Origin of the sequence: Pseudomonas sp. UFMG81 (assembly GCF_015354575.1) — a bacterium.
In the GTDB taxonomy this organism is placed as follows: Bacteria; Pseudomonadota; Gammaproteobacteria; order Pseudomonadales; family Pseudomonadaceae; genus Aquipseudomonas.
Window position 1 is genome coordinate 29,888 of the sequence record NZ_JACAFQ010000025.1, and the last position, 24,544, is coordinate 54,431.

At 62.1% G+C, this 24,544-nt stretch carries 22 protein-coding genes; 3 read left to right on the forward strand and 19 right to left on the reverse strand.

Features of this window, described 5'->3' with window-relative positions:
* Window positions 1–3: 3 nt before the first annotated feature.
* From odhB to sdhC, 6 genes are all read right to left on the reverse strand, one after another.
* Window positions 4–1,227 carry a 2-oxoglutarate dehydrogenase complex dihydrolipoyllysine-residue succinyltransferase gene (odhB, locus tag IX761_RS18385; RefSeq protein ID WP_194790988.1) on the reverse strand — a complete coding sequence of 408 codons (1,224 nt, stop codon included), beginning with the start codon at window positions 1,225–1,227 and terminating at the stop codon, window positions 4–6.
* Between the two features lie 42 nt (window positions 1,228–1,269).
* The gene (locus IX761_RS18390) at window positions 1,270–4,101 is read right to left on the reverse strand and encodes a 2-oxoglutarate dehydrogenase E1 component (RefSeq protein ID WP_194790989.1); all 2,832 of its coding nucleotides are present in this window, start codon (window positions 4,099–4,101) and stop codon (window positions 1,270–1,272) included.
* A 246-nt stretch (window positions 4,102–4,347) separates the two neighbouring features.
* Entirely contained in the window at window positions 4,348–5,052 is a 705-nt protein-coding gene (locus IX761_RS18395; protein ID WP_194790990.1) for a succinate dehydrogenase iron-sulfur subunit, read from the reverse strand.
* An 11-nt stretch (window positions 5,053–5,063) separates the two neighbouring features.
* Window positions 5,064–6,836, reverse strand: a complete 1,773-nt coding sequence (sdhA, locus tag IX761_RS18400) for a succinate dehydrogenase flavoprotein subunit (RefSeq protein ID WP_194790991.1) — start codon at window positions 6,834–6,836, stop codon at window positions 5,064–5,066.
* A 3-nt stretch (window positions 6,837–6,839) separates the two neighbouring features.
* Window positions 6,840–7,208, reverse strand: a complete 369-nt coding sequence (gene sdhD, locus IX761_RS18405) for a succinate dehydrogenase, hydrophobic membrane anchor protein (protein ID WP_194790992.1) — start codon at window positions 7,206–7,208, stop codon at window positions 6,840–6,842.
* On the reverse strand, window positions 7,202–7,588 hold the full coding sequence (sdhC, locus tag IX761_RS18410) for a succinate dehydrogenase, cytochrome b556 subunit (protein ID WP_194790993.1): 387 nt from the start codon (window positions 7,586–7,588) through the stop codon (window positions 7,202–7,204). Before sdhC ends, sdhD begins: the two co-directional genes overlap by 7 nt.
* A gap of 351 nt (window positions 7,589–7,939) precedes the next feature.
* Here sdhC and gltA point away from each other — a divergent pair, with 351 nt between their 5' ends.
* Window positions 7,940–9,229: a citrate synthase gene (gene gltA, locus IX761_RS18415; protein WP_194790994.1), complete on the forward strand. Its 1,290-nt coding sequence runs from the start codon at window positions 7,940–7,942 to the stop codon at window positions 9,227–9,229.
* A 114-nt stretch (window positions 9,230–9,343) separates the two neighbouring features.
* Here the strand turns inward: gltA and IX761_RS18420 are convergent, their stop codons facing one another.
* The 9 genes from IX761_RS18420 to IX761_RS18460 all read right to left on the reverse strand — a co-directional run bounded on the left by IX761_RS18420 (window position 9,344) and on the right by IX761_RS18460 (window position 16,555).
* Complete coding sequence (locus tag IX761_RS18420) at window positions 9,344–9,949, reverse strand: START domain-containing protein (protein WP_194790995.1); 606 nt, start codon at window positions 9,947–9,949, stop codon at window positions 9,344–9,346.
* A 33-nt stretch (window positions 9,950–9,982) separates the two neighbouring features.
* Window positions 9,983–10,237 carry a YkgJ family cysteine cluster protein gene (locus IX761_RS18425; protein ID WP_194790996.1) on the reverse strand — a complete coding sequence of 85 codons (255 nt, stop codon included), beginning with the start codon at window positions 10,235–10,237 and terminating at the stop codon, window positions 9,983–9,985.
* 107 nt (window positions 10,238–10,344) lie between these two features.
* Window positions 10,345–10,800, reverse strand: a complete 456-nt coding sequence (locus IX761_RS18430) for a hypothetical protein (protein ID WP_194790997.1) — start codon at window positions 10,798–10,800, stop codon at window positions 10,345–10,347.
* A gap of 62 nt (window positions 10,801–10,862) precedes the next feature.
* Window positions 10,863–12,305, reverse strand: coding sequence for a PLP-dependent aminotransferase family protein (locus IX761_RS18435; protein ID WP_194790998.1), 1,443 nt, complete (start codon window positions 12,303–12,305; stop codon window positions 10,863–10,865).
* Between the two features lie 425 nt (window positions 12,306–12,730).
* Entirely contained in the window at window positions 12,731–13,540 is an 810-nt protein-coding gene (locus IX761_RS18440; protein ID WP_194790999.1) for an OmpA family protein, read from the reverse strand.
* Window positions 13,537–13,890, reverse strand: coding sequence for a DUF4398 domain-containing protein (locus IX761_RS18445; protein ID WP_194791000.1), 354 nt, complete (start codon window positions 13,888–13,890; stop codon window positions 13,537–13,539). The genes IX761_RS18440 and IX761_RS18445 overlap by 4 nt, the downstream gene beginning before the upstream one ends.
* A 9-nt stretch (window positions 13,891–13,899) precedes the next feature.
* Window positions 13,900–14,721: a substrate-binding periplasmic protein gene (locus IX761_RS18450; protein ID WP_194791001.1), complete on the reverse strand. Its 822-nt coding sequence runs from the start codon at window positions 14,719–14,721 to the stop codon at window positions 13,900–13,902.
* 154 nt (window positions 14,722–14,875) lie between these two features.
* Window positions 14,876–15,805: an electron transfer flavoprotein subunit alpha/FixB family protein gene (locus IX761_RS18455; protein ID WP_194791002.1), complete on the reverse strand. Its 930-nt coding sequence runs from the start codon at window positions 15,803–15,805 to the stop codon at window positions 14,876–14,878.
* Complete coding sequence (locus IX761_RS18460) at window positions 15,806–16,555, reverse strand: electron transfer flavoprotein subunit beta/FixA family protein (RefSeq protein WP_194791003.1); 750 nt, start codon at window positions 16,553–16,555, stop codon at window positions 15,806–15,808. It lies immediately after the preceding gene.
* Between the two features lie 545 nt (window positions 16,556–17,100).
* Between IX761_RS18460 and IX761_RS18465 the strand changes: the two genes are divergently transcribed.
* Complete coding sequence (locus IX761_RS18465) at window positions 17,101–18,765, forward strand: electron transfer flavoprotein-ubiquinone oxidoreductase (protein WP_194791004.1); 1,665 nt, start codon at window positions 17,101–17,103, stop codon at window positions 18,763–18,765.
* A 58-nt stretch (window positions 18,766–18,823) separates the two neighbouring features.
* Here IX761_RS18465 and IX761_RS18470 read toward each other — a convergent pair whose 3' ends face one another.
* From IX761_RS18470 to IX761_RS18485, 4 genes are all read right to left on the reverse strand, one after another.
* Window positions 18,824–20,440 (reverse strand): hypothetical protein, encoded by a 1,617-nt coding sequence (locus IX761_RS18470; protein ID WP_194791005.1) that lies wholly within the window; start codon window positions 20,438–20,440, stop codon window positions 18,824–18,826.
* 187 nt (window positions 20,441–20,627) lie between these two features.
* Window positions 20,628–21,950 (reverse strand): MFS transporter, encoded by a 1,323-nt coding sequence (locus IX761_RS18475; RefSeq protein ID WP_194791006.1) that lies wholly within the window; start codon window positions 21,948–21,950, stop codon window positions 20,628–20,630.
* Between the two features lie 67 nt (window positions 21,951–22,017).
* Window positions 22,018–22,503, reverse strand: a complete 486-nt coding sequence (locus IX761_RS18480; protein WP_194791007.1) for a histidine kinase — start codon at window positions 22,501–22,503, stop codon at window positions 22,018–22,020.
* Window positions 22,504–22,672: 169 nt separating this feature from the next.
* Window positions 22,673–23,149 carry a sigma-70 family RNA polymerase sigma factor gene (locus tag IX761_RS18485; protein WP_194791008.1) on the reverse strand — a complete coding sequence of 159 codons (477 nt, stop codon included), beginning with the start codon at window positions 23,147–23,149 and terminating at the stop codon, window positions 22,673–22,675.
* A 219-nt stretch (window positions 23,150–23,368) separates the two neighbouring features.
* Here IX761_RS18485 and IX761_RS18490 point away from each other — a divergent pair, with 219 nt between their 5' ends.
* Window positions 23,369–24,544: an efflux RND transporter periplasmic adaptor subunit gene (locus tag IX761_RS18490; RefSeq protein WP_194791009.1), complete on the forward strand. Its 1,176-nt coding sequence runs from the start codon at window positions 23,369–23,371 to the stop codon at window positions 24,542–24,544.

Below are 24,544 nucleotides of genomic sequence, written 5' to 3' on the forward strand. Positions count from 1 at the left end.
TGATTAGATGTCCAGCAGCAGGCGAGACGGATCTTCCAGCAGGTTCTTGATGGTCACCAGGAAGGTTACCGCTTCCTTGCCGTCGATCAGGCGGTGATCGTAGGACAGCGCCAGGTACATCATCGGGCGGATTACCACTTGGCCATTGACGGCCATCGGACGCTGGATGATGTTGTGCATGCCGAGAATGGCAGCCTGCGGCGGGTTGACGATTGGGGTCGACATCATCGAGCCGAAGGTACCACCGTTGGTGATGGTGAAGGTACCGCCGGTCATCTCTTCGATCGACAGTTTGCCGTCACGGGCTTTCTTGCCGAAGGTGGCGATGCCGTTTTCGATTTCGGCCAGCGACATCGACTCGGCGTTACGCAGCACCGGAACCACCAGGCCGCGGTCGCTGGAGACGGCAACGCCGACGTCAGCAAAACCGTGGTAGACGATGTCGTTGCCGTCGATCGAGGCGTTTACTGCCGGGAAACGCTTCAGCGCTTCGGTAGCGGCCTTGACGAAGAACGACATGAAGCCCAGGCGTACGCCGTTGTGGGTCTTCTCGAACAGGTCCTTGTACTTCGAACGCAGGGCCATGACTTCGGTCATGTCGACTTCGTTGAAGGTGGTCAGCATGGCCATGTTCGACTGGGCTTCGACCAGACGCTCGGCGATCTTGGCGCGCAGGCGGGTCATCGGCACGCGCTTCTCGGTGCGGTCGCCAGCGGCAACTACAACCGCGGCAGCAGCGGCAGCAGGCTTGGCAGCCGGAGCGGCGGCAGGTGCCGATTTCTTGTTGGCAACGGCTGCAACCACGTCTTCCTTGGTGATGCGACCGCCTTTGCCGGTGCCGGCAACGGCAGCCAGGTCGATGCCGTTCTCTTCAGCCAGCTTGCGCGCGGCTGGAGCGGCGACCGGGTCGTCTTCGCCAGCGTCGGCGGCAGCGGCGGCCGGGGCAGCAGCCGGGGCAGCGGCGGCGGCAGGTGCAGCGGCAGCTGCGCCGCCCTCAACGATCGAACCCAGCACTTCGTCGGACAGGACGGTGTCGCCCTCGCCCTTGACGATGGCGCCCAGCACGCCGTCGGCGGTGGCCAGTACTTCCAGGACGACTTTGTCGGTTTCGATGTCGACGATCAGCTCGTCACGCTTGACGGCGTCGCCCGGCTGCTTGTGCCAGGTGGCAACGGTGCCGTCGGCGACCGATTCCGGGAAGGTTGGGGCTTTGATCTCGATAGCCATTATCTGTGTTTCCTTAAATTCGGTTTCAGGTGCGCGAAGGCGTTAGACAGTGAAGGCGTCTTGCAGCAGTTTTTCCTGCTGTTCGGCGTGCTTCGAAGCGTAACCACAGGCTGGCGCGGCAGACGCGTCGCGGCCGGCGTATTCCAGGACCAGTGCCTTGTTGTGGCGGCCCAGGATACGGCGCATGTGGTGCTGGCTGCTGTACCAGGCGCCCTGGTTCATCGGCTCTTCCTGACACCACACTGCATGCTTGAGGTTGGTGTAAGGGGCGAGGATTTCGATCAGGTCGTCCTCAGGGAACGGATACAGCTGCTCGATACGCACGATGGCGATGTCTTCGCGGCCTTCGGCACGGCGCTTTTCCAGCAGGTCGTAGTAGACCTTGCCGCTGCACAGGATCAGGCGTTCGACCTTGGCCGGATCGAGGGTGTCGATTTCCGGGATCACGGTCTGGAACGAGCCTTCTGCCAGGTCTTCCAGGGTCGAGATGGCCAGCTTGTGGCGCAGCAGCGACTTTGGCGTCAGGACGATCAGCGGCTTGCGCAGCGGACGGATCACCTGGCGACGCAGCAGGTGGTAGATCTGTGCCGGGGTGGTCGGTACGCAGACCTGGATGTTGTGCTCGGCGCACAGCTGCAGGTAACGCTCCAGACGCGCGGAGGAGTGCTCCGGGCCCTGCCCTTCATAACCATGCGGAAGCAGCATGGTCAGACCGCACAGGCGGCCCCACTTGTGCTCGCCGCTGGTGATGAACTGGTCGATCACCACTTGCGCACCGTTGGCGAAGTCGCCGAACTGGGCTTCCCAGATCACCAGCGCGTTCGGCGTGGTGGTGGAGTAGCCGTATTCGAAGGCCAGTACCGCTTCTTCCGAAAGGAAGGAGTCGTACAGCTCGAACTTCGGCTGGCCCGGGAACAGGTTCTGCAGCGGTACGTAGGTGCTGGCGTCCTTCTGGTTGTGCAGCACCGCGTGACGGTGCGAGAAGGTGCCACGGCCGATGTCCTGGCCGGTCATGCGGATCGGGTGACCTTCGAACTGCAGGGTGGCGTAGGCCATGGTCTCTGCATAACCCCAGTTGATCGGCAAGCCACCGGCCTGCATCTTCTGACGGTCTTCGTAGATCTTCGACACCTGACGCTGGACGACGAAGCCTTCCGGCAGCTCGAGCAGCTTGGCCGACAGGTCCTGCAGGGTCTTGAGGTCGAAGCGGGTGTCGTGGCGCGCAGTCCAGGCATGGCCCAGGTACGGGCGCCAGTCGACGAACAGCTCGCGGTTCGGCTCCTTGACCAGGCTCTTGACCACGTGCAGGCCGTTGTCCAGCGCGTTGCGGTACTCGTCGATCTTCGCCTGAGCGCGCTCGGCGTCGATACGGCCGGCGCTGATCAGCTGCTCGGCGTACAGCTCGCGGGTGGTGCGCTGCTTGGTGATCTGCTGGTACATCAGCGGCTGGGTGCCGTTCGGCTCGTCGGCCTCGTTGTGGCCGCGACGACGGTAGCAGACCAGGTCGATGACCACGTCACGCTTGAACTGCATGCGGTAATCGATGGCCAGTTGCGTGACGAACAGCACGGCTTCCGGGTCATCACCGTTAACGTGCAGGATCGGCGCCTGGATCATCTTGGCGACGTCGGTGCAGTACTCGGTGGAACGCGAGTCCAGCGGGTTGCTGATGGTGAAACCAACCTGGTTGTTGATCACGATGTGCACAGTGCCGCCGGTCTTGAAACCGCGGGTCTGCGACATCTGGAAGGTTTCCAGCACCACGCCTTGGCCGGCGAATGCGGCGTCACCGTGGATCGAGATCGGCAGCACCTTGTCACCGACCGTGTCGTTGCGACGGTCCTGACGGGCACGCACCGAACCTTCTACCACCGGCGAGACGATTTCCAGGTGGGAAGGGTTGAACGCCATGGCCAGGTGAACTTCGCCACCGGGGGTCATCACGTTGGAGGAGAAGCCCTGGTGATACTTCACGTCACCGGAGCCCAGCTCGTTCATCTTCTTGCCTTCGAACTCGTCGAACAGCTCGCGCGGGTTCTTGCCGAAGGTGTTGACGAGCACGTTCAGGCGGCCACGGTGGGCCATGCCGATCACGACTTCCTTGGTGCCGTAGCTGCCGGAGCGCTGGATCATTTCGTCCAGCATCGGGATCAGGCTTTCGCCACCCTCCAGGCCGAAGCGCTTGGTGCCTGGGTACTTGGTGCCCAGGTACTTCTCCAGGCCCTCACCGGCCGTGACGCGCTCGAGCAGGTGCGCCTGCACGTCGGCGGAGAATTCAGGGCGGCCACGCACGCTTTCCAGACGCTGCTGGAACCAGCTGCGCTGCTCGGAATCGACGATGTGGGTGAACTCGGCGCCAATGGTGCGACAATATGTCTTCTGCAGGGCTTCGAAGATTTCGCGTAGGCTCGCTTCCTCTTTGCCGAAGAACAGGTCGCCGGCACGGAAGGTCGTATCAAGATCGGCATTGGTCAAGCCGTAGTGATTGATCGACAGGTCTACGGGCGCAGGGCGCTGCCACAACCCCAACGGGTCGAGCTTGGCAGCCTGATGGCCGCGCATACGATAGGCCTGGATCAGTCGCAGCACTTCAACCTGCTTCTTCTCGTGTTCTGAGCTCACGCTCCCGGCGGAAACCGGTTGGGCGCGGCGCTGGTTCTTTGCCAGCAATACGAAATGGTCGCGGATCGTCGAGTGCGATACATCGGTAGCGGTGCTGCCGTCGGCGGGCAACTTCTGGAAGTAAGTGCGCCACTCTTCTGGCACAGCGTTAGGGTCGTGCAGGTAGAGCTCGTAGAGCTCTTCCACATATGCAGCGTTACCACCTGAAAGGTGGGCGCTATCCCACATGCGCTGCATCACGCTTTCTTGCATGCTTGGTCACCCTCGGTTAGGGGACTGATCGGCGAGAGCCACAGCAAACCTGGAAAAGTCCGAACACAGCGACTGAACCACGCCACTTGGATCCTGCTGATTTTCCGGGTACCAGCCCGGAAAGCCCCTGCTGGTCTCATATCTTCATAGGTAATGGGCGCGGGCTTTGTGGGCCCTTGCCCGAGTTTTACCGCGATGCGGGCTCACCACCCGCACCTCGGTTTACTGCAGGTACAACGCTTTGAATCAGGTGCCGCTTTGCAGCAGCATGTTACGTACGTGGCCGATCGCCTTGGTCGGGTTCAGACCCTTGGGGCAAACGTTCACGCAGTTCATGATCCCGCGGCAGCGGAACACGCTGAACGGGTCATCCAGGGACGCCAGGCGCTCCTGAGTCTTGGTGTCGCGGCTGTCGGCCAGGAAGCGGTAGGCCTGCAGCAGCGCGGCGGGGCCCAGGAACTTGTCCGGGTTCCACCAGAACGACGGGCAGGAGGTCGAGCAGCAGGCGCACAGGATGCACTCGTACAGACCGTCCAGCTTGTCACGATCTTCCGGCGACTGCAGACGCTCGATGGCCGGGGCCGGCGTATCGTTCTGCAGGAACGGCTTCACCTTCTCGTACTGCTTGTAGAAGATGCTCATATCGACCACCAGGTCACGAATGACTGGCAGGCCTGGCAGCGGACGCAGAATCAGCTTGTTGCCCTTGACCACGCCCGACAGCGGGGTGATGCAGGCCAGGCCGTTCTTGCCGTTCATGTTCATGCCGTCGGAGCCGCACACGCCTTCACGGCAGGAGCGACGGTACGAGAAGCCCTCGTCCTTTTCCTTGATCAGCGCCAGCACGTCCAGAACCATCAGGTCCTTGCCGCCGGTATCGATGTCGAACGACTCCATCTTGGGGGCCGCGTCGGTGTCGGGGTTGTAACGGTAAACTTCGACTTTCAACATAGCAGCCACCCTTAGTAAGTCCGGACTTTTGGTTCGAAGGCCGGAACGGTCTTCGGCGCAAAGTTGACGCCACGCTTGGCAACGCGCTTCTCACCCGGGTAGTACAGGGTGTGGCACAGCCAGTTCTCGTCGTCACGGTCTTCGAAGTCTTCACGGGCGTGCGCGCCGCGGGACTCTTTACGGGCTTCAGCGGCAATGGCGGTCGCTTCGGCGACTTCCAGCAGGTTCTGCAGCTCCAGCGCTTCGATACGCGCGGTGTTGAAGGCCTGGGACTTGTCGTTGATCTTGACGTTGGCGATGCGGTCACGCAGGCCGGCCAGCTGCTCGATACCCTTCTGCATGTATTCGCCGGTACGGAATACACCGAAGTAGTTCTGCATGCAGCTCTGCAGCTCGCGCTTCAGGCTGGCGACGTCTTCGCCGCTGGTACGCTCGTTGAGCTTGTTCAGGCGGTTGAGCGCCACATCGACGTCGGTGTCGCTGGCATCGCGGTACTCGACGCCATCGCTCAGTGCCTTTTCCAGGTGCAGGCCGGCAGCACGGCCGAACACCACCAGGTCGAGCAGCGAGTTGCCGCCCAGGCGGTTGGCACCGTGAACCGATACGCACGCCACTTCGCCTACGGCGAACAGGCCCGGGATGATGTGATCCTTGCCTTCGGCGTCCATGGTGATGGCCTGGCCATGAATGTTGGTGGCTACGCCGCCCATCATGTAGTGGCAGGTTGGCACGACCGGGACCGGCGCGACCACAGGGTCGACGTGGGCGAAGGTCTTGGACAGTTCGCAGATACCTGGCAGGCGGCTGTGCAGCACTTCCTCGCCCAGGTGGTCCAGCTTCAGCAGTACGTGGTCCTTGTTCGGGCCCACGCCGTTGCCGGCGATGATCTCTTTGACCATGGAACGGGCAACCACGTCGCGGCCTGCCAGGTCCTTCGCGTTCGGCGCGTAACGCTCCATGAAGCGCTCGCCGTGGGCGTTGATCAGGTAGCCACCCTCACCGCGGCAGCCTTCGGTAACCAGTACACCGGCGCCGGCGATGCCGGTCGGGTGGAACTGCCACATCTCGATGTCCTGCACCGGTACACCGGCACGCAGGGCCATGCCGATACCGTCACCGGTATTGATCAGGGCGTTGGTGGTGGAGGCGTAGATACGGCCCGCACCGCCCGTGGCCAGTACGGTGGCCTTGGACTTGATGTACATGGTTTCGCCGGTTTCGATGCAGATCGCGATCACACCGACGAAAGCGCCGTCCTGGTTCTTCACCAGGTCTACGGCGTAGTACTCATTAAGGAAGGTGGTGCCTGCTTTCAGGTTGCCCTGGTACAGGGTGTGCAACAGCGCGTGACCGGTACGGTCCGAAGCTGCGCAGGTACGGGCAGCCTGGCCACCCTTACCGAAGTCCTTGGACTGGCCACCGAACGGACGCTGGTAGATACGGCCGGTTTCGGTACGCGAGAACGGCAGGCCCATGTGGTCCAGCTCGAAGACCGCAGCCGGACCTTCCTGACACATGTATTCGATCGCGTCCTGGTCACCGATGTAGTCGGAACCCTTGACGGTGTCGTACATGTGCCAGCGCCAGTCGTCGTTCGGGTCGGCCGAAGCGATGGCGCAGGTGATGCCGCCCTGGGCGGAAACGGTGTGCGAACGGGTCGGGAACACCTTGGTGACTACGGCAGTCTTGTGGCCGCCTTGAGCCAGTTGCAGCGCTGCGCGCATGCCTGCGCCGCCGCCACCGATGATGATGGCGTCGAACGAAATGGTTGGAATGTTAGCCATGAATCAGATACCCCAGAGAATCTGCACACCCCAGACGAAGTACGCGAACATCGCAACGCCGCATACAGCCTGGAACAGGAAACGGATCGCAGTCGCCGACTTGCCGAACGCCATCGGCGTCAGGTAGTCGGTGGCAATGGTCCACATGCCGACCCAGGCGTGAGCGCCCAGAGCGACAAGTGCCAGCAGGCTGAAGATGCGCATCGCGTTATTGGTGAACAGACCGTGCCACTGGGCATAGTCCATGCCTGGGTGAACGGCGAGGTAGCCGATCAGGAAGATGAAATAAGCCGCGAGAACGACCGCCGAGACGCGCTGCGCCATCCAGTCGTAGAGGCCCGAACGCGAAAGGTTCGTGACGTTAGTTACCATACCCAAACTCCTGCCAGAACGATCAGCACCACGGAGATGACGATCACGATTTTCGAGCCCAGCTTGCCGCCTTCCAGCGTCTCACCGACACCCATGTCCATGATCAGGTGGCGCACACCTGCGACGAGGTGGTACAGCAGGCCGGACAGCAGGCCCCAGGTCACCAGTTTGGCCAGCGGACTGGTCAGACACGCCTTCACCTCGGCAAAGCCTTCCTCGGAACCCAGCGATTTGCCCAATGCGTACAGCATGATGGCAATGCCGAGGAACAGGATGACGCCGGAGATACGGTGAAGAATGGACGTGTATGCGGTGATCGGGAGTTTGATGGTCCTTAGGTCTAGGTTTACAGGTCGTTGGCTTTTCACGGCTTTTTTCACACTGAAGAGCCCCTAGCGAACAGGGCAAAGTTGTTGGTAAGTGTACTGGTCAGGTACCCACCACCCAGGAGAGCACGACACCCAGCAGGGCAGGCTTGAAAGCCTCTGGGAGTCGGCTGCCGAGTATAGACAGTTAGGCTGCTTATGACAACGCAAGGGGCTAGCCCGAATAGCGCATTGCCTTTAGCGAGCAAAAGGCGTAAACGGGCGAGAATTTCGTGAAAAATCAGGGCTCAGAGGGCGTTTCAACCAGCCTTTAGGCAAATTGACATTCGAATTTATCCCTCTATAGTGGTGCGGGCCCTGCGTGGGGGGTCTGTCTGATGATTTCAAGCATTAATAGGAGGCCACATGGCTGACAAAAAAGCGCAGTTGGTCATCGAGGGCAATGCCCCCGTCGAGCTGCCCATTTTAACCGGCACCGTTGGTCCTGATGTTATCGACGTCCGCGGGTTGGGGGCATCCGGCCACTTCACCTTCGACCCCGGTTTCATGGCGACCGCCTCGTGCGAGTCGAAGATCACCTACATTGACGGCGACAAGGGCATCCTGCTGCACCGCGGCTACCCGATCGAACAGCTCGCCGAGCAATCCGACTACCTCGAAACCTGCTACCTGCTGCTCAACGGCGAACTACCCAACGCCGAGCAGAAGGCCCAGTTCGTCAGCACCGTGAAGAACCACACCATGGTCCACGAGCAGCTGAAGTCGTTCTTCAACGGTTTCCGCCGCGATGCTCACCCGATGGCGGTGATGTGCGGCGTGGTTGGTGCCCTGTCGGCGTTCTATCACGACTCGCTGGACATCAATAACCCGCAACACCGCGAAATCTCCGCGGTGCGCCTGGTCGCCAAGATGCCGACCCTGGCCGCGATGGTGTACAAGTACTCCATGGGCCAGCCCATGATGTACCCGCGCAACGACCTGTCGTACGCGGAAAACTTCCTGCACATGATGTTCAACACGCCGTGCGAGATCAAACCGATCAGCCCGACGCTGGCCAAGGCCATGGACCGGATCTTCATCCTCCACGCCGACCATGAGCAGAACGCCTCCACCTCCACCGTGCGCCTGGCAGGCTCTTCGGGCGCCAACCCGTTCGCCTGTATCGCCGCCGGCATCGCCGCACTGTGGGGCCCTGCCCACGGCGGTGCGAACGAAGCCGTACTGACCATGCTCGATGAAATTGGCGATGTCTCGAACATCGACAAGTACATCGCCAAGGCCAAGGACAAGAACGACCCGTTCAAGCTGATGGGCTTCGGTCACCGCGTCTACAAGAATCGCGACCCGCGCGCCACCGTGATGAAGCAGACCTGCGACGAAGTGCTGAGCGAGCTGGGCATCAAGAACGACCCGCAGCTGGAACTGGCCATGCGCCTGGAAGAGATCGCCCTCACCGATCCGTACTTCATCGAGCGTTCGCTCTATCCGAACGTCGACTTCTACTCGGGCATCATCCTGAAAGCCATCGGCATTCCGACCAGCATGTTCACCGTGATCTTCGCCCTGGCACGCACCGTGGGCTGGATCTCGCACTGGAAAGAAATGCTCTCCGGCCCGTACAAGATCGGCCGCCCGCGCCAGCTGTACACCGGTTACGAAAAGCGCGACATCGTCGAGCTGAAGGACCGCAAGTAAGCCCTAACGGCCGAACGCAAAAAGGCTGCCCTCGGGCAGCCTTTTTTGTTTTCCATCCTGTGGTGGCCTCTGCGATTCACCCGCGAAAAGGCCGGCACAGCTCACCCATGAGCCTCAGTTCTTCTCAGCCTTCTCGCGCAGCGCTTTCAATGTGTTGAACGGCGCATCCACCACGAACTTGTTGGCCACCATCGCCGGCACACTGCCCCCTGGCTCGGTGTGCACCTGGTAGATCACCTCGGTACTGTCGCCCTTGGGTACCAGCTTCCAGAAACCCTCTACCTGGGACACGCGGACGTAGCCTTTTTCTTCCGGCAGGTAAGTCGGCTCTTCCTTCAACGTACGCGTCAGGCTGCCATCAGGCCCCTGCACCGTGGTGACATGCAGGACCGAATCACGCGCCGTCACCGGCCAGGGCGTGTTGAACTGGGTGTAGGTCCAACTCTGGTCACCTTCCTGCTTGAGCAACTTCTGCGACTTGCATTCGTGAATCCAGGCACAGGCACCCACTACGTCTTCCTGCAGCGCCCTGACCTTGGCCAACGGCGCCTTGATCACGGTCACGCCGCGGTAAGCCTTGTACTTCGAGCCGGCCACCTCACTCAACGAGACCTTGATGCCCTCCTCGTCCTTGGCCACCTGCCAGTTCTCGGCCCAGGCCACCGGGGCCAGCACCACACCCATGCCACACAGCAGGGCAATACGCTTGATCGATCTCATCGTCTTGTTCCTTGTTGTCGAAGATCCAACCGGTCACGCCGCCGTCATCTGCTCCAGCCATCCGATGATACGAATGGCGTCGTCACGGTCATTGCCACAGACATCCACCTCGGCCTTGAACCCCCCGCACACCGCTGGCCGCTCAGGCTTGCCGAACAGCGCACAGAGGTTTTCGACATTCAGGTGCAGGCAACGTTCGCCAGCCGGCTTGCCCTGCGGCATGCCGGGGATCGGCGAACTGATGGACGGGGCGATGCAGCAGGCACCGCAGCCCAGGCGGCAATTCATGACAACAGGACTCCCAGGAGCAAAGCGGGACGAACATCCCTGGATACTAACCGCTCAAACATATGTTTGAAATTACCGGACAGATGAAATCGCCAGTGACCCGGCAGTCAGTTGCGGAATTCGAACTCGATGGCCGCGCCGTCCACATCCCGGCGGCTGTCGTTGCGCAACTGCAGCTGCATTTCGTTGCTGATCAATCGGCCGTTGAGCTGGAACGGGCTGCTATCGGACTCTGGCTTGGTGGGGAACATCGACGGCAGCATCGGCTTGCGCACCACCGGCCCATCACCCAGGTCCGGCTCCAGATTCTTGACCATCTCGCTAGGCAGGCTCAGGTCGACCTTGGCCTTGGGCAGCGGCTTGGCAACAGCCTTGCTGACCGGCTTCTTCGCCTTGGGCCTGGGTTTGGCAGCCGCCTTCGAAGCAGGTTTGGCAGGCGCCTTGGCCCCCTGCTTTTGCACGGCCTGCGCCTTGACTGGCGCCTGCGCAGGCTGCGCAGCACTGACCGAAGACCAGGGCAATGCGAGCATCAGGGCAATGGCGAGAGGACGGAGCAGTTTCATGGGTACCAGGGGCATACGCTGTAAAACGCGTATGCTCCCTGTTCCCCGCTCATCTGACAAGCCTACAGCAGCCCCCCAGCCGACTCCCGGCACAATTGCTGAGCCAGCAGGCCAAGGGTGATCACCGCCCGCTCGGCCTCCTTGTTCCAGGGAATGCCGCAGTTGAGCCGGATGCAGTGGTTGAACTGTTCGGTATTGCTGAAGATCAGCCCTGGGGCGATGCTGATGCCTTGCTCCAGCGCCCGTACGTGCAGCTCTTGCGTGTTGACTCGCCCCGGCAGGCTGATCCAGAGGATGAAACCGCCGGTGGGCCGGGTCATCTGCGTGCCTTCGGGGAAGTGCTGCTGCACCGCCAACTGGTAGGCACTGAGATTCTTGCGGTACTCCTGACGGATGTAGCGCAAGTGGCGATCATAGCCGCCGTTCTCCAGGTAGGCGGCCACCGCCATCTGCGTCACGCTGCACGCCGAGTGGGTGGTGAAAGTCTGCAGGCGCTGGATCTCGTCCTGATAGCGCCCGGCGATCATCCAGCCAACCCGCACCCCAGGCGACAGGGTCTTTGAGAAGCTCGAACAGTAAATCACCCGGTCCAGGCGATCGTAGGCTTTCAGCGCCTTGGTGCGCCCCTGCTCGAACATCAGCTCGCCATAGATGTCGTCTTCGACGATCTGGATATCGAAATCCGAGGCCAGGCGCAGTAGTTGTTTCTGCCGATCCTCGGGGATCGTGCCACCCAATGGGTTGCTCAGGCGTGGCGTGAGCACCAGGGCTTTGATCGACCACTGGTTGGCAGCCAACTGCAAGGCTTCGAGACTGATACCGGTGGAAGGGTCGCTGGGGATCTCGATGACCTTGAGCCCCAGCAGATCGGCGAGCTGCAACAGGCCATAGTAGGTTGGCGACTCGGCGGCGATCAGGTCGCCTGGCCGGGTCAGCACCCGCAGCGACATCTGCAACGCATCGACACAACCATGGGTAACCACCACCTCGCGCGGATCGACCAGCACACCGGCGTCGCGCATGCGGATGGCGATCTGCCGGCGCAAGGGTTCGAAACCCGGGCTGAACATGTAGCTGAAGGCACGCGGACTGTGGAACCGGGTGACCTTGGCCAACTGCTGGTGCAAGGCCCGCACCGGCAGGTAGTCGACATGCGGTACTGCGGCACCAAAGGGAAATACCCCGTCGCGACGCGCTTCGGTCAACACCTGCTGGATGATACTGGCGCGCGTGACCAACCCAGGACGCTCGACCCGGGCGATGTCCGGGGTCAGTGCGGTAAGCGCTGGCGTCTGGTGGACGTAGTAACCCGACTGCGGCCGCGCGCGGATCAGCCCCTGATCCTCGAGATTGGCGTAGGCCTGCAATACCGTGGCATGGCTGACATTGAGCTGCGCGCTCATCTTGCGCACCGAGGGCACCCGCTCGCCGGGCTGGTAGACACCACGACGGATGTCATCGGCCAGTTGCTGGGCAATGCGCTGGTAAAGCAGCAGGTTGGTCATGGCGTGTTCTCGCAGCGCGGACGGATCGTTGTTCTTGTAGGGCTCAGCAGAGCCAGAATACCGTAACAGTTGCCAAGTGTACTGGGACAGATCGCAGGATAGTCAACAATACAATTGCGTGACAACGAAACGGCGAACAACCGACCAACGTGCGCCATTGACCGGCAGGCCGACCCCCACAGCTTGCGAGGCATGGCTATTGTGGGAGCAACTGTCTTGCGCAGGTCTCTGTAGGAGCGGCCTTGCCGGGGCGCCGGACCGGCCGAAAAGGGGTGCGCAGCGCCCCCAGGATCTCGAATACATCTCAAGATCGCCGAGGCCGCTTTGCGGCCTGTTCGCGACACAAGGCCGCTCCTACAGAGAGTGCGCAACCCCATACAATGTGGGGCTTGCCGGCGATAGAGCGCAGCGCGCTCCCGGGAAGGTCAGCGCGCCGGCGCGAGCTTGCCCTTGTCGTCGGAGAAAACGATCTCGACCCGGCGGTTCTGCGCCCTGCCCCGCTCCGAAGCATTGGCCTCCACCGGATACTGGTCGCCATAGCCTTCGACTTCGATGCGTTTTTCGTCGACCCCCAGGTCGACCAGCATGTCGGCCACCGACTGGGCGCGATCGCGTGACAGCTTGAGGTTGTCCGCAGGCGCACCGGTACTGTCGGTGTAACCCTCGATACGCACTACACGGCGCGGGTTGAGCTGAAGGAACTGCACCAGCTTGAGCACGGTACGGCTGGCCGAGCTTTTCAGTTCCGCCTGACCGGTATCGAACAGTACGTCACCCAGCGTCATCACCAGGCCCCGGTCAGTCTGCTCGGACGCTAGCGCCGCGATCTGCGCCTCGATGAACTTGCCCTGCTGCTGCACGCTCGCCAACTTGGCTTCACGCAAAGCCAACTGCAGGCGCTGGCGCTCCAGGTCGAGCTTGGTCTGGCGCTCCTGGTTCAATGCCAACCGGGCGTGCTCGGCAGCGATTTCGCTGTAGCGCTGACTGAGATAGGCATAGTGACGCACATCACTGCCCGTACCGATGTAGCCGGCCAAGCGCTCCGCCCGTGCCAGCGACTCACCGGCGCGAATCACATCGCGTGGCGCGCTGCGCAACACGTCGGAGTCGTCCTTGACCTTCTGGAACGCAGTCGTAGCGTCATCCAGCGCCGATTCGCTGCGCTGACTGGCACACCCCTGCAACCCGAGCAGCGCCAGCAGTGCCAGCGCGGCCATTGGCGTTAGACGGCTCATGGCTGTGCCTCCAGCTGCTTGCGCAGGCGCTTGACCCGCGACTGCAAGGCTTGCAGCTGCTCTTCGCTTTTCTGGTTCAGTACCAGCGCCTCGGCCAGGCGCGCATCCAGCTCTGCCTGCTCGGCGCGCATGCGTGCATCACGATAGCTCTCGCTGAGCATGTTGCTCTTGGCACGGGCCAGCTTGTCTTCGGCCAGCTTGAACTCCGGCACCTGCTCGGTGGCACCGACGGCCTTGGCCTGTTCCAGCGCCTGTTCGCTAAGGCGCAACTGCTCGTTGGGTGCGGGATCATTGGCGCACCCGGCCAGGCCAAGCACGGCCAGGGCCAGTATCAGGGGTTGGGTTCTCACACACTCTTCCTACTGTTTGGAGGCATCCAGCGGCGCCTGCATCTGCGCCTTCCAGCGTTCGACGTTGCGTTGCAACACCGCTTCGCTCGCCCCGGAGATCGGCAATTCTGTCAGCTTTTTTGCCAGTTGTCCGCGCAACCAGCTGTCGTTGCACGCAGAGTTGTGCGACACCGCCAGGTACAGGCCCGGTCGGTCCACCGGCAGGCCACGGGCGATCAGGTCATTGCCCACGCCCAGGCTCTGGGCCATGGCCATGCCGGCGTAGCGCCCGGCCAATACATAGTCGACCTGGCCAAGCACCAGCTTCTGGAAGGCTTGCGTGAGATTCTGCGCGGGCTCCAGCTTGAGCTGGGTCTTGGTGAACGCTTCGAAGGCTGGGGTCAGCCGCGCTTTCTCGGACAGGCTGCCCTGGTAGCGGACCAGGTCGGCCGGACCATTGAATTCGAGCACGGCGTCGTGACGGGTCCAGACCAGATATTCATTGAGCTGCAAGGCCGGGTGGATGTAGTCCAAGGCAGTCAACTGGGTGACCTGCATGGGCGTGTCGAGCAACAGGTCCATACGCCCGCTACGCACCTCTTCCAGCGCCTGCTCACGCTTGCCGGCGTACAGCACTTCGACCTTGAGCCCCAGATCGCCCGCCACCTGGCGCAGCAGGTCGACGTTGGCGCCGATCAGGTGCTTGGGGTCCTGCGGGTCTTGCCAGGAGTATGGCGGAGCATCGGGGCTGCCCGTAGCCACCAGGCGTTCGCATTTGCCTGCCGCCATGGCCAACGGCGTGAACAACCCCAACATGCACGCCAAGGTCATGCCCGTTTTGCCAAATGCCATCCTTCACTCCTTGTTCTACCTGTGCCGGCCCTTTCGCCGGCAAGCCGGCGCCTACGCAGGGCCATGCAGATCCGGATTGCGCGCAGCAGGCGGCCATAAAAAAACCCGGCCCTCATGACGAGGGCCGGGCTTCTTTATATGTGAAGCAGGCGGATCAGACCAGCTTTTCCAGCTCCGGAACCGCTTCGAACAGGTCGGCGACCAGGCCGTAGTCGGCAACCTGGAAGATCGGCGCCTCCTCGTCCTTGTTGATCGCGACGATCACCTTGGAGTCTTTCATACCGGCCAGGTGCTGGATCGCGCCGGAGATACCGACGGCGATGTACAGCTGCGGGGCGACGATCTTGCCGGTCTGGCCGACCTGCATGTCGTTCGGTACGAAGCCTGCGTCGACTGCGGCGCGCGAGGCACCGACCGCTGCGCCGAGCTTGTCGGCCAGGCTGTACAGGTGCTTGAAGTTGTCACCGTTGCCCATGCCGCGACCGCCGGAAACGACGATCTTGGCGGCGGTCAGCTCTGGGCGGTCGGACTTGGCCAGCTCTTCACCGACGAAGGACGACTTGCCAGCATCGTGAGCGGCGGCGACGGCTTCAACAGCAGCCGAGCCACCCTCGGCGGCCACGGCGTCGAAACCGGTGGTACGCACGGTGATGACCTTGACTGCAGCGCTCGATTGCACGGTGGCAATGGCGTTACCGGCGTAGATCGGACGCTTGAAGGTGTCGGCGGATTCAACCGAGATGATCTCGGAGATCTGGTCGACGTCCAGCAGCGCAGCAACGCGCGGCAGGATGTTCTTGCCATTGGTGGTGGCCGGAGCCAGCACGTGGCTGTAGGCCTTGGCCAGCTCGACCACCAGCGGCGCGACGTTTTCCGGCAGGGCATGGGCGTAGGCAGCGTTGTCCGCAACCAGCACTTTGCTCACGCCAGCGATCTTGGTGGCGGCTTCAGCCACGCCACCGACGTTCTGGCCTGCGACCAGCACGTGGATATCACCACCGATCTTGGCGGCGGCGGCGACAGTGTTCAGGGTGGCCGGGGCTACGGCACCGTTCTCGTGTTCAGCGACAACCAGGATAGTCATTTAGATTACCTTCGCTTCGTTCTTCAGCTTCTCGACCAGTTCGGCCACCGACTTGACCTTGATACCGGCGCTGCGAGCAGCCGGCGCTTCGACTTTCAGGGTCTTGGTGGTGGAGGCGAGGGATACGCCCAGCGCGTCTGGAGTGATGGTCTCCAGCGGCTTCTTCTTGGCCTTCATGATGTTCGGCAGCGACGCGTAACGCGGCTCGTTCAGGCGCAGGTCGGTGGTGACGATCGCCGGCAGCGACAGCGATACGGTCTGCAGGCCACCGTCGATTTCACGGGTGACGTTAACCTTGTCGCCAGCGACTTCCACCTTGGAGGCGAAGGTGCCTTGGGCGTAGCCGGTCAGCGCGGCCAGCATCTGGCCGGTCTGGTTGTTGTCGCTGTCGATCGCCTGCTTGCCGAGGATGACCAGCTGTGGCTGCTCTTTATCGACAACGGCTTTCAGCGCCTTGGCTACGGCCAGCGAGTTCAGCTCGTCGGCGGCTTCGACCAGGATGGCGCGGTCGGCACCCAGGGCCAGGGCGGTACGCAGTTGCTCCTGCGCAGTGGCCGGGCCGACGGAAACGACGACGATCTCGCTCGCCACGCCTTTTTCTTTAAGGCGCACGGCTTCTTCCACGGCGATTTCGCAGAAGGGGTTCATGGACATCTTGACGTTTGCAAGGTCGACGCCGGAGTTGTCCGCCTTGACGCGAACCTTGACGTTGTAGTCGACCACTCGTTTGACAGCTACAAGAACCTTCATGGATTCCTCGTTACTCTCCGGTGAAAAGAAGATCGCCTGGGGGCTGCCCGGCGAATGCGCGTGGGTACAAGGGCACCTCTAAAAACGTTTTGACGCCAGCAAAGTTCAAGTGACCGATCAGTCCTGTTTCGACCTTCAGGGGTAAAACCTGTGGGTCATTTCCTGTCGTGGCGTGTAGACTCCACTACAAAACCTGATTCAGCCTGTAAACCCTGCTCCACGCCTGGTCTTTAGGGGTGCACCTGCGCCCGACGGTCAGCCTACGGCGAGCGTAAAAGCGCTCGTATCTTGACCGTAACACCCCATCCGGTCAATACGGCAAATTGGCCAGCCTCCAGCCGCCTACCTGTGATTTTACGGGCCTCCGGCAAATTCAAACAAACGTTTGTATTGGACCCGCCAAGTGGTGTAGATATAATGCGCGGCCAAGACAAAACGGTGTAGTCCGTCACCTGTGAAGCTACAGCACCTTGCGCGCCGCATGTGACCGTGATGCACCCATAAAAGATCAGCAACAGCGATGAGCCTTGAGTAGGAGAGAACCAGTGGAACGCGAATACATGGAATTCGACGTGGTCATCGTCGGCGCAGGCCCGGCGGGCCTGTCCGCCGCCTGCCGCCTGAAGCAGAAGGCCGCCGAAGCCGGTAGCGAGATCAGCGTCTGCGTGGTCGAGAAAGGCTCTGAAGTCGGCGCCCACATCCTCTCCGGCGCCGTGTTCGAACCGCGCGCCCTGAACGAACTGTTCCCCGACTGGAAAGCACTCGGCGCGCCGCTGAACACCGAAGTCAAACGCGATGACATCTATGTGCTGAAAAGCGCTGACAGCTCGACCAAGGTCCCCGACCTGTTCGTGCCCAAGACCATGCACAACCAGGGCAACTACATCATCTCGCTCGGCAACCTGTGCCGCTGGCTGGCCCAGCAGGCCGAGAACCTGGGCGTCGAGATCTACCCTGGATTCGCCGCGCAAGAAGCGCTGTTCGACGAGAACGGCGTGGTTCGCGGCATCATTACCGGTGACCTCGGTGTCGACCGCGAAGGCAACCCGAAGGAAGGCCTGTACACCCCGGGCATGGAGCTGCGCGCCAAGTACACCCTGTTCGCCGAAGGCTGCCGTGGCCATATCGGCAAGCAACTGATCAAGCGTTTCGACCTGGACAACGAAGCCGACGTCCAGCACTACGGCATCGGTCTGAAGGAAATCTGGGAAGTCGACCCAGCCAAGCACGAGCAGGGCCTGGTGGTGCACACCGCCGGCTGGCCGTTGGACGTGATGAGCGCCGAGAACACCGGCGGCTCGTTCCTCTATCACCTGGAGAACAACCAGGTGGTGGTCGGCCTGATCGTCGACCTCTCCTACGCCAACCCGTACCTGTCGCCGTTCGACGAGTTCCAGCGCCTCAAGCACCACCCGGTGATCAGCCAGTACCTCGAAGGTGGCAAGCGTATCAGCTACGGCGCCCGCGCCATCTGCAAGGGTGGCCTGAACTCGCTGCCCAAGATGGTGTTCAACGGTGGCGCGCTGATCGGCTGCGACCTGGGCACCCTGAACTTCTCCAAGATCAAGGGCAGCCACACCGCGATGAAGTCGGGCATGCTCGCCGCCGAAGCGGTGGCCGATGCGCTGATCGCCGGCAGCGAGGATGGCGACCTGCTCAACGGCTATGTCAGCGCATTCAAGGCCAGCTGGCTGCATGAAGAGCTGTTCGCCAGCCGCAACTTCGGCCCGGCGCTGCACAAGTTCGGCCCGCTGCTCGGTGGCGCATTCAACTATGTCGACCAGAACTGGTTTGGCGGCAAGTTGCCGTTCACCCTGCACGACACCAAGCCGGATTACGCCTGCCTGAAGCTGGCAGCGGACTCGAAAAAGATCGACTACCCGAAACCGGACGGCAAGCTCAGCTTCGACAAGCTCAGCTCGGTATTCCTCTCCAGCACCAACCATGAAGAGGAACAACCCTGCCACCTGAAGCTGACCGACCCGAACATCCCGATCGCCAGCAACCTGCCGTTGTACGACGAACCGGCGCAGCGCTACTGCCCGGCTGGCGTGTACGAAGTGGTCACCCAGGAAGACGGCAGCAAGCGCTTCCAGATCAACGCGCAGAACTGCGTGCACTGCAAGACCTGCGACATCAAGGACCCGGCCCAGAACATCACCTGGGTCACCCCTGAAGGCGCTGGCGGGCCGACCTACCCGAACATGTAAGCCTCGCCGTCACGACATGAAAAAAGCCCAGGCCCTCAGGCCTGGGCTTTTTCCATGCTCACGACCTGAAGGAGATGGTCGTTTCCGACGTATCCAACCCCAGTTGCTCCAACCGCTCGAGGACATTGGCCAGGCACTTCCCGCCATCAGGTTTGTAATGCCCCGAAGCATCATTGACCATGCCGAAGATATCCCTGACCGCAGTGCCCGACCCCTTGCGGTCGATCCGCAGTTCTCCGGCGCAGACCACAGCATTACCGCCGCCCAATTGGCTATGCCGGGTGTATGCGGACCGGTCGATCGTATGGTCCCAGCGTTTGAGGATAATGCTGCTCTGAGGGGTGAAGACCCATGTATACGAGTCCTTTTCACCGTTGGCACTCAGGTTTACCAATCGATTGTTCTTCAGCTCATAGGCCAGCAAACGCCCGGATTCTTCACCGATGAGCTGGCAGACACCCTCGATGGTTTCAGGCCGATAGCTACGCCAGTTCAGAAAGTCGAGCGCCCATTGCTGCCACTGCACCGGGTAGGTGTAACCCGCAAAATCGAGCGGTGTGTTCGCCGCGGATGAGCGCCAATCCAACCAGTTCACCTTGCCCTGCCATACCACGGCCTCACCCGGTTCGATCCAGCGGTTGTCGCTACCCAGTACACGGTTGCTGAACGTATTGTTGACCTTGATATCCAGCGATTGCATTTTCCAGGCAGGCCCGTAACCACCGGCACTGGCCTGGTATAACTCGATACTGCTCAGATCATCGGCGTAAATGGCTCTTTCACCGAACATGCTCTGCAGGTCGACCTTCACTTCGTGCACCGTCCCACGCTCGAAGTCTGCCGCCAGTAACTGCTGGTGATCACTGCCATTGACCGTGAACGACACGCTATCACTGGTACCGGCTTTGTAGTCATTGGATACCTGGAGAAAAACACTCAGCTGCTTGACCTCCATGATTGAGGCCTGAGTGCGTTTTCGAACGCCAGGAAACTTCACAGCCCATGAACCCAGCACTTCGCCCTGCTGCTTGCGCAACGACACGTCACCCGAATAGAGATCACATACCAGTTGTAGCTCGCTGTGACCGTAGAACAGCTGCCCCAAGTCATCCATCCGCCACACATCGTCAGCTTGCGGATGTGGCTTACCGCGCACCCCCAGCCCCAGGACCTGCCGCGTGGACACATTGGTCAAGTGACCATCCCGGTAGACCCATTGCATCGCTTTCGGATCGGGGTTGACCGCCACGGAGATACCCTCCTGGTCGGCCATCAGATAATCGTGACCGTTGTACAAGGTGAACGGAACACCGATGGGCAGTCGATTGTGATCGCGCTGGCCGGCAAGCTTCACCAACTCCTCGAGTTCGACAGTCCGCTTGCGCCCATGGTGATCGGTCAACAGCAGGGCATGCTCATGAGGAATCAGCGCCATGCGGTTGACCTGGCGAGTCTCGTGAAGCGCTTGCGCGCCCGTAAGGTGCTTGCCATCACCAAACACCGCAAGCCAAGCCTGATCATGGTTCTGACTGTCATCCAGTACGCATGCCAGGCTTTCGCCCCAGCGGATTACTGGCAGTTCGACTTTGCGCCTGTCTTGATCGGCAATCCGCATTCGCGGTGGGACCTGCGGCAATTCATCGACACTGATTCGGCCAACGTTGAAACTACTCATCGATAACTCTCCTTGGTAAAACGGAAAACTCCGTCAACTACCAAGTAAAAGTACGACCCGGGGCTACATCAGTCTGCCGGGAATAATTTCAAGGGCAAAGCAAGCCGCTGGCTGGAAAAGCGCGCAGGGCTCTCAACGCCGGCATCACTGAATACACACCACACTGACCTGCCTGGCCAGCAGCGCCTCAGCTATCGACATACTTCAGCGGCATCGTTGCAGTGCCAAGATCGAGTGGGCGACGTCCGAAATACAACGCCGTCAGCCACCCGACTGCCCCCATGATCAGGCAGAACCCCACGCATACCCACGGACTCCACGGCATCAACGCAATCAACGCCAGCGGCGTGGTACTGGCCCAAAGCGCGTAGGCGACGTTGTAGGTGAACGAGATCCCCGACACCCGGATCTGCGCCGGGAACAGCCCGACCATCACCGACGGCACCACCCCCACCACACCACAGGACAGCCCGGCCACGGCATAGGCCACCCAGGTCATGCCCCACTGCCCCACCAGGCTGGCGTACAACGCGCCGATCCCTAGCGGCAGCACCAGGCTGTAGATCATCAACGCACGCCAGGCACCGATACGGTCCACCAGCAACCCCGCGAGCACACAGCCGATATTGAGAAAGACGATGCCCACACTGCTCAAGGCGAAGGTATGCCCGGCAGTCATGCCGAACCGTTGCTGCATCACCGTCGGCGTGATCACTACCAGCACCACCACCGCCGACGTCAGCACACAGGTCAGCAGCGCCGCCGGGACCAGCGCCCGGCGGTGCTCACTCAGCACACTGCGCAAGGGGAAGGCCACCGGCTGCTCGCGCTGTTCGCGCAGGGCCAGGAATACCGGCGTCTCGCTCAGCCAGCGGCGCAGCCACACACCAATAACCCCGAACACCCCACCGAGCAGGAACGGATAACGCCACGCGTAATCGAGGATTTCCTGCGCCGTGTAGAGCTGCGCCAGCAGCGTCGCGGTCAGTGCACCCAACAGGTAGCCAAAGGTCAGCCCAGCTTGCAGAAAGCCCAGCGCATAGCCACGCCGCCCGGCCGGCGCATGCTCGGCGACGAAGGTCCAGGCACTGGGCACCTCGCCACCCACCGCCGCCCCTTGCAGGATGCGCAAGGCCAGCAGGATCAGCGGCGCGGCGTAGCCGATATCGGCGTAGGTCGGCATCACCCCGATCAGCAGGCAGGGCAGCGCCATCATCAGGATACTCAGGCTGAACACCCGCTTGCGCCCCAGGTGGTCGGCGAAATGCGCCATCAGGATCCCCCCCAGCGGCCGTGCCAGGTAGCCCGTGACGAAGATCCCGAAGCTCTGCAGCAGGCGCAGCCACTCTGGCATCTCAGGCGGGAAGAACAACTGGCTGAGGGTCAGGGCGAAGAACACGAAGATGATGAAATCGTAGATTTCCAGTGCACCACCCAGCGCGGCCAGGCCCAAGGTCCGGTAATCGCCACGGCTGAAGCCGGGTGTGCGGAGGGTATCGATGGCAGTCATGGCAGCTTCGCAGGTCGGCAAAAGGCCAAGAGGATAGCAAATGCCGGTCACGCGGGCTGCGTTGCAGTCAGGAACTGCGACTGAAGACCGTGCGGGCGAAGTTCATGCGCCGCTTGAGGTAGCCGGCCGGGCTGGACAGGCTGGCCGGCAACGCCACCTGCCCCACCACCACCGGCAGGTCGATGATCGCCATGAACGAACCCAGCGCTTCACAATCGGGCATGCGCGGCAAGCTCACGCTCACCGCCTGGCGTTCGCTCGGCGGCACCGTCGGCACCCTCAGCTGCTGCGAGTGATACAACAAGGCATGCTGGATCTGGCTACTGACCCGGCAGAAGCGCGCCAGGTCGACACCGGCATGGCTGGCCAGCTCGATATTGCCCAGCAGCAGGTTGAACGGTTGCAGGGCACTCTGCACCAGGCGCTGCAACTCTTCGAAACTTTCCACCGGCGCAATGCGGTAGTAACCCAAGCCATTGAGCAACCATTCCAGCTGCAAGCGATGGTCAGGATGTTCGTCGGCGATGAGGATGCGCATGGATTTGTTGGTCATCGTCGGGACCCGGGCAGCAAGGCAATGAAAAGGCTCCATGACCGTACTGCGCCAGAACAGGCAAACGTCAGGCATACCGCCTGATCGGGTCTTTATTGATAGTTGTCGTGAAACATCTGGAAATCAAGTTGCCAGTACAGGAAATTTTCACCCGCCCTTCACGCGGTGTTCAGCATTCCCACTCGCGCATGCGCACCCGGCAGTGCTTCATGGCGTTGACGATGTGCTTTTCCACCAGGCTGCGGGAAATCCCAAGGCGCTCGGCGATCTGCTGGTGCGACAGGCCATCGAGCTTGCGCAGCAGGAAGCTGTCGCGGCACACCCCACTCAGCTCGTCCAACGCCTGCTGCATCAGCGCCAGGCGCTGGTCCAGTTGCATGCCATGGGTGGGTGCCGGGCTGTGCCAGCGCTCGTCGCTGTCGAGCACCTCCAGCGGTTCGGCCTGGCGCACCTGTTGCCGCCGATGACGGTCGACCACCAGGTTCAGCGCGGTGCGGTAGAGGAACGCCCGCGGGTGCTCGATCTGCTCGCCCTCGGTGCGCTCCAGTACCCGCAGGTAGGCGTCATGGGCGACGTCTTCCGCCGCCTGGCGGTTGCCCAGGCGCGCGGAAAGGAAACTCACCAATTCGCGATAGTAATGTTCCACGACGGCACCTGGCGTATCCCTGCGCAAACGCTGACATGGGACGGACAGCGGGATCGGATGTAAGAGACGAAAGATCTTACAAATTATAATTATTCTCAGCAACAGCAAAGACTGGCCCTTTGCCGCGCTAAATCGGCGTGCTCCACCTTCGTTTAACTGGGACCCCCGAGCGCGCCGCCTCCGACCGCGCCCGGCCACATTCTCCGGCTGGAAGCCCGCATGACTCGCATACCCGCCCCCCGCCGCCGCCTGCTGATCGTCGCCCTGGGCCTGCTAGGCCTGGGCAGCCTGATCGCCTGGACCACCCTGCCCCTTGGCGGCGCCCCGGTCACCACCGTACCGGTGACCCGCGCCGATATCGAAAGCAGCGTCACCGCCCTGGGCACCTTGCAACCGCGCCGCTACGTCGACGTCGGCGCCCAGGCTTCCGGGCAGATCCGCAAGCTGCACGTCGAGGTCGGCGACGAAGTCCGCCAGGGCCAGCTGCTGGTGGAAATCGACCCGTCCACGCAGCAAGCCAAGCTCGACGCCGGCCGTTACTCAATCGACAACCTCAAGGCCCAGCTCGCCGAACAACGCGCCCAGTACCTGCTCGCCCAGCAGCAGCACCAGCGCCAGCGCGACCTGGCCGCCGCCGGCGCCACCCGCCAGGAAGACCTGCAGGCCGCCCAGGCCCAGCTGAAAGTTACCCAAGCGCGCATCGACATGTACCAGTCGCAGATCCGCCAGGCCCAGGCCAGCCTGCGCAGCGACGAGGCCGAACTGGGCTACACGCGCATCTACGCGCCCATGAGCGGCACCGTGGTGGCGGTGGACGCCCGCGAAGGCCAGACCCTCAACGCCCAGCAACAGACCCCGCTGATCCTGCGCATCGCCAAGCTGTCGCCGATGACCGTCTGGGCCCAGGTGTCCGAAGCCGACATCGGCAAGGTCAAGCCCGGCATGAGTGCCTATTTCACCACCCTGGCCGGCGGCAAGCGCCGCTGGAGCAGCCAGGTGCGGCAGATCCTGCCGGTCCCGCCCAAGCCGCTGGACCAGACCAGCCAGGGCAACGGCAGCCCGGCCAGCGCCACGTCCGGCACCACCGGCAGCAAGGTGGTGCAGTACACCGTGCTGCTCGACGTCGACAACCCCGACGGCGCGCTGATGGCCGAGATGACCACCCAGGTGTTCTTCGTCGCCGGGCAAGCCAGCCAGGTACTCAGCGCCCCGCTGGCGGCGCTGGACGACACCCCCGGCGACGGCCTGCGCCTGGCCCAGGTGCTCAACAGCAACGGCAAGGTCGAGTCGCGCCAGGTGCGCACCGGCCTGAGCGACCGCCTGCGCGTGCAGATCCTCGACGGCCTGCGCGAAGGCGAACGCCTGGTGATCGGCGCACCGGCCAGCGGAGGTTGA

Bases quoted from the DNA above. Each gene is read 5' to 3' on its own strand.
- IX761_RS18490 (WP_194791009.1), top strand. From the start codon at position 23,369: ATGACTCGCATACCCGCCCCCCGCCGCCGCCTGCTGATCGTCGCCCTG.
- IX761_RS18430 (WP_194790997.1), bottom strand. From the start codon at position 10,800: ATGAAACTGCTCCGTCCTCTCGCCATTGCCCTGATGCTCGCATTGCCC.
- IX761_RS18455 (WP_194791002.1), bottom strand. From the start codon at position 15,805: ATGACTATCCTGGTTGTCGCTGAACACGAGAACGGTGCCGTAGCCCCG.
- IX761_RS18440 (WP_194790999.1), bottom strand. From the start codon at position 13,540: ATGAGCCGTCTAACGCCAATGGCCGCGCTGGCACTGCTGGCGCTGCTC.
- IX761_RS18425 (WP_194790996.1), bottom strand. From the start codon at position 10,237: ATGAATTGCCGCCTGGGCTGCGGTGCCTGCTGCATCGCCCCGTCCATC.
- gltA (WP_194790994.1), top strand. From the start codon at position 7,940: ATGGCTGACAAAAAAGCGCAGTTGGTCATCGAGGGCAATGCCCCCGTC.
- sdhA (WP_194790991.1), bottom strand. From the start codon at position 6,836: ATGGCTAACATTCCAACCATTTCGTTCGACGCCATCATCATCGGTGGC.
- IX761_RS18395 (WP_194790990.1), bottom strand. From the start codon at position 5,052: ATGTTGAAAGTCGAAGTTTACCGTTACAACCCCGACACCGACGCGGCC.
- IX761_RS18475 (WP_194791006.1), bottom strand. From the start codon at position 21,950: ATGACTGCCATCGATACCCTCCGCACACCCGGCTTCAGCCGTGGCGAT.
- IX761_RS18435 (WP_194790998.1), bottom strand. From the start codon at position 12,305: ATGACCAACCTGCTGCTTTACCAGCGCATTGCCCAGCAACTGGCCGAT.
- sdhD (WP_194790992.1), bottom strand. From the start codon at position 7,208: ATGGTAACTAACGTCACGAACCTTTCGCGTTCGGGCCTCTACGACTGG.
- IX761_RS18480 (WP_194791007.1), bottom strand. From the start codon at position 22,503: ATGACCAACAAATCCATGCGCATCCTCATCGCCGACGAACATCCTGAC.
- IX761_RS18460 (WP_194791003.1), bottom strand. From the start codon at position 16,555: ATGAAGGTTCTTGTAGCTGTCAAACGAGTGGTCGACTACAACGTCAAG.
- IX761_RS18450 (WP_194791001.1), bottom strand. From the start codon at position 14,721: ATGGCATTTGGCAAAACGGGCATGACCTTGGCGTGCATGTTGGGGTTG.
- IX761_RS18390 (WP_194790989.1), bottom strand. From the start codon at position 4,101: ATGCAAGAAAGCGTGATGCAGCGCATGTGGGATAGCGCCCACCTTTCA.
- IX761_RS18470 (WP_194791005.1), bottom strand. From the start codon at position 20,440: ATGAGTAGTTTCAACGTTGGCCGAATCAGTGTCGATGAATTGCCGCAG.
- odhB (WP_194790988.1), bottom strand. From the start codon at position 1,227: ATGGCTATCGAGATCAAAGCCCCAACCTTCCCGGAATCGGTCGCCGAC.
- IX761_RS18420 (WP_194790995.1), bottom strand. From the start codon at position 9,949: ATGAGATCGATCAAGCGTATTGCCCTGCTGTGTGGCATGGGTGTGGTG.